This window comes from Methanospirillum sp. (genome assembly GCF_035560735.1).
In the GTDB taxonomy this organism is placed as follows: domain Archaea; phylum Halobacteriota; class Methanomicrobia; order Methanomicrobiales; family Methanospirillaceae; genus Methanospirillum.
Genome location: NZ_DATMYY010000053.1, coordinates 1 through 4,100, shown reverse-complemented (window position 1 = coordinate 4,100; position 4,100 = coordinate 1). Strand labels below are relative to the sequence as shown.

Below are 4,100 nucleotides of genomic sequence, written 5' to 3'. Positions count from 1 at the left end.
TTACACTTACTGGTATTAAATGATTTGTGGGCTTTATTTTGTTTATTCTTCAAAATTGTTACGTTTATTGTAGAATATGATTAAATGTCAGCCATACAAACCTTCGGATGGTAGAGTATTATGGATATTGGATCAGCAATTCGTGACTCATTCGATTATGCGAAAGAGTCAGTATGGCAGCAGTGGAAACGATGGATTCTTCTCACCATCATGTCGATCATCTTCCCACTCATGATGGGATACACACTGGAGATCTACCGGGGAAAAACTCCTCCACCCGAAATTGAGAATCTGTGGAAACTCTTTGTCAATGGTTTGAAGTACTTCGTAGCAATCTGTGTGTACTTTATTCCGGTCCTCATTGTCACAGTAGTTTCTTTCATGGCCATTGGTGTGAGTATCTTCTCCAAGATTGCCGCAGGCGGTGAATTTCATTTTAATTTACATGATCTTGCACCCTACATTTTCCCAATAATTGGTAGTAGCCTTCTCATATTCATCCTGGGGATTATTACTGTTCTCATCTCAACCATCGGTATCATACGGATGGCAAGAACGGAATCTTTCATGGAAGCATATAATTTCTCTGCAATTCTGCAAACTATTCGTGAGATTGGGTGGGGTTCATATCTTCTTGCTTCAGTTGTTCTGTGGGTAATAAGTTTTATAGTAGGCATTTTCTTTAATCTCGTTACGGAAATTCCATATCTTGGATTTATTATCATGTTCTTTGTCTCGGTTGTATTCACAATCTTTGAGGCACGGTATCTGGCTCTCGTGTACGAGAGTGCAAACCAGTAACCCTTTTTTTATTGTCCAGGATAAAAGAGAATATTTGTAGTCTCCCCCGGGTAAGGGTTCTGTAGGTAATCAAACAGGGATCCGGATGTTATACAAACATTCAATGTGTAGCTCATTCTACGACAAATGCTTTTGCATAGCCTTTCAAAGATCAGTACTATGGAACAACATAAAACCGACCGGGTTCTCATTATTGTCGGTCTACTCCTTGTGGTTGCAGTCGTCGGCTGGATCATTGCAAGTTCTCTTATTCCTGTAAACTCGGTTGATACAGAAAAAGTTCAGAAAAAATATACATCGAGTGGAAAGGCGTTTGGAGAATCAAATTGCTGCAAAAATGATGACCAGATCTCTGCCAGATGTCAGTCCGGTGGATCAGTTGGATGTCAGGGGCAGAAACTGGGATGTCAGAAGGCCTGTGCCCGGTCAGAATATCCCTCATGCGGCCGGCCGGGTCAGACCTGATTGGCTCTTTGATAATCTGGATATCTTTTACCCTTTATTTTCAGATCTGACTTTTCTGAACCGATCGAGGAGTTCTTTCAGGAGAGCATGGCTTGGAAGCAGGAATAATTCAGCATCTATTTCCTCATCTGCGCAACTCATCTCGGTTTTGAAGAAGAGAACCTGATCTGCATTGTCATCCACCTCATGAGTTGCGATGATAGATTCGAGTATAGCATGTGCCATATCGATAGTCATGGATGGTGGTGATGGTAGGAGTATAATGGAGAGCAGAGTGGCACAGGCATCCAGATAAGATGACATCATGATATTACCAATCTCATGAAGCATGCTCTTATCCATCTCGTCGATCTCCCTATCATCTTCAGGCTGTCCAAGCATGATGTGGGAGAGTCTGAGAATTGAAGGCTTTGGGATATGCAAAACCAGTGAGCCTCCATTAGATACCTGCCCTTTTATCTGAAAGATTACCATCGCTGCCATGGTGTCATCAATGTGCTCCTGAAGGTTGCTCAGGTTCACCACCGAAATTGATGGAAGACTGATGGTTACCTTCTGGTTAAGCAGGGTTGAGAGCACTGCAGCAGCATTCTGTGCTCCTGCATTCCCAAGTTCCCAGATCTCTTCTGATTGTTCTTTTGAAAGAAGGATATTTCCGTCAGTTGATACTTCTGAGGTCATGTGCATTCCTGTCCCTATATCTACAAACTACCTATGTTCTATTCTGTGAAGTTCGTATCTGTTCCTTAATGTAACATTGAGAATGTAGTGCTCCTGGAAAAGGTTTTCTGGTGCCAACTGTTTTATTGGAAGGGCTGATTATTTCTATTGACCAATACTGAAATTGATGAGATCCTGTATGAGATGCATTGTATGTAACCAACTGATAGTTTTTCTTGAGCGTATTGAGATACACATGAACGGAAGGAGTTTACCCCTCTGGAGATAAGAAGAGCTATGAAATTCAGCCTTCTTCCGATCAATCTGACTGGTTTCTCACGATCTTGTATAATCAGGACCATTTCTCTGTTTATGGTGATTTTATTAGGATTCATCCCCTGTGGTTCCATCGCTGATATGTGGCAGCCTTCGGAGGCAAGATCCTGGGTTCAGGCTGATACTCCTGCAGGATGGAGTGTTTCTGTGGATACAAATGAGACTGCGAAACCTGATGATGTTACCATCAGGGCCACCTCTCCTGATATGAACTCTGAGCTTACCTATATTCTGGCACATAGTCCTGATCCTATCACCATAAATGAAATCCAGCAATTTCAGAATGGTTATATGAATAAACTTGGATTTCGCATCTGTAAGACCAAAGATCCAATCAGGGAAGAAAATCAGGATCACACAGCATATCGCCAAACATATGTACGGGGAAGTGATGATGCAGCTGTGATTGGGACAATATCATATCCCGGATGGGGAGTGGGACATTATATCCTGGTTATGGAAGGTCCTGATGCAGTAAAACAATATTATGAATCTATCCCTCCACAAGTAATCGGACACTTAAGACCGTCGAATCAGAATCAAACTGCCTGAATGGTTTAAGTTGATTCTTTGGTATGCGTAGTTGATGCGGGCACTCTGGATATTATTTGGGAAGTGCCGCGTTTGAATTCTCTCTCAATTTTTTTAACGTGTAAGAGACTTGTTCAGGTGCTGAAAATAGATCGTTGCAACCGGTTGCAACATGTTATTAAATCATTTTTCGCTCATCGAGATGTAAAACCGGATGAACTGGTTTCATAATATTGGTCTCTGAAACCAGGTGCAACGAGTAGTCCATGTCACAAATGTCTATCAAAGTCCCTTTCTGATTTTGAAATGATTTTGTGAGTGAAGTGAAGTTAATTTTCAATGAAACTATGATATATTCGTTTCCTCATGATGCTTTATACGGTGTTTCATACAACTCATGTATGTCATAGGGAGAACAGAAGCATGGCTACGGACACCCTAACACCCTGCCTGTCTAATCCCTGACAGGATACCTCCTGAGTAATACACCACAATGTCCTCCTACATCCGTGCCGTATAACCCCTCAATCCTGTCCGGCCTGACTGGTTCACTCCCTCTGCAAATATTTCTGCAATGGACTGATCCTCCATTGTACCTGACTTATGTCAGATTCAGGATCGCATCAGCGATCCTTAATTCCCAATAATCAATCAGAAGATGATCCCTGATTACGATTCTTTTGTAGCATTGGTTTCGACTTTGAGCTGTCTGATATGATCTGCCACGTCATCTGGGAGATCATCGTAATATTTACTGACTGAACTACGTCCGTTCATAAGAAGTGCATACTGGTACCTTCCCCAACCCGGGTATGCACCAGAACAGACAACAGCTCCATCATCAGTGCCTTTTACATATGTCTGTTTCATTGCCGTGTTTCCGTCCGTTTCAGTAAATGATGGTCTTTCCTGACAGAGACAGAAACCCTGCTGATTCATATACTTATCCTGAGTTCTGCTGAGATCTCCTGGAGATGCCTGGTTGGGATTGTGATCAAAAAGATATTGAAGAGTAGTCGATCCATCCGGTGATTTTGCCTCAAGAGTTGTTGTGTCAGGATCAAATGGATCTGTGGTAATCTCTCCGTATGTCCAGCCAGGGGGGATATCTACCTGAGCCCATGATGTTACATTAACCGGTTGCCATCCTGAATTTGTGACAGCGGTTGTTGTTGTACATAAGAAAAGGAGGCTTATGATGAGTGTATTTGTCAGCAGAAAAAAATGGTTCTCGTATTGTATGTCTGGAATCTGCATATCTAATATTGGGAATTATAGAGACAAACATGTTGTGCAGTACATGCAAA

5 protein-coding genes are annotated in these 4,100 nt (G+C 42.0%); 3 read left to right on the top strand and 2 right to left on the bottom strand.

Going from position 1 to position 4,100, the window contains the following annotated elements; genetic code table 11:
- Nucleotides 1-120 precede the first annotated feature (120 nt).
- Nucleotides 121-801, top strand: a complete 681-nt coding sequence (locus VN429_RS01400; RefSeq protein ID WP_325629004.1) for a DUF4013 domain-containing protein — start codon at nucleotides 121-123, stop codon at nucleotides 799-801.
- 159 nt (nucleotides 802-960) lie between these two features.
- A complete protein-coding gene (locus VN429_RS01395) occupies nucleotides 961-1,266 on the top strand; it encodes a hypothetical protein (protein ID WP_325629002.1) in 306 nt (101 codons plus the stop codon).
- 27 nt (nucleotides 1,267-1,293) lie between these two features.
- Here VN429_RS01395 and VN429_RS01390 read toward each other — a convergent pair whose 3' ends face one another.
- Nucleotides 1,294-1,947 carry a chemotaxis protein CheC gene (locus VN429_RS01390; RefSeq protein WP_325629000.1) on the bottom strand — a complete coding sequence of 218 codons (654 nt, stop codon included), beginning with the start codon at nucleotides 1,945-1,947 and terminating at the stop codon, nucleotides 1,294-1,296.
- 276 nt (nucleotides 1,948-2,223) lie between these two features.
- Between VN429_RS01390 and VN429_RS01385 the strand changes: the two genes are divergently transcribed.
- A complete protein-coding gene (locus tag VN429_RS01385) occupies nucleotides 2,224-2,814 on the top strand; it encodes a hypothetical protein (RefSeq protein ID WP_325628998.1) in 591 nt (196 codons plus the stop codon).
- A 648-nt stretch (nucleotides 2,815-3,462) separates the two neighbouring features.
- Here VN429_RS01385 and VN429_RS01380 read toward each other — a convergent pair.
- Nucleotides 3,463-4,050 carry a hypothetical protein gene (locus VN429_RS01380; protein ID WP_325628996.1) on the bottom strand — a complete coding sequence of 196 codons (588 nt, stop codon included), beginning with the start codon at nucleotides 4,048-4,050 and terminating at the stop codon, nucleotides 3,463-3,465.
- Nucleotides 4,051-4,100 lie beyond the last annotated feature (50 nt).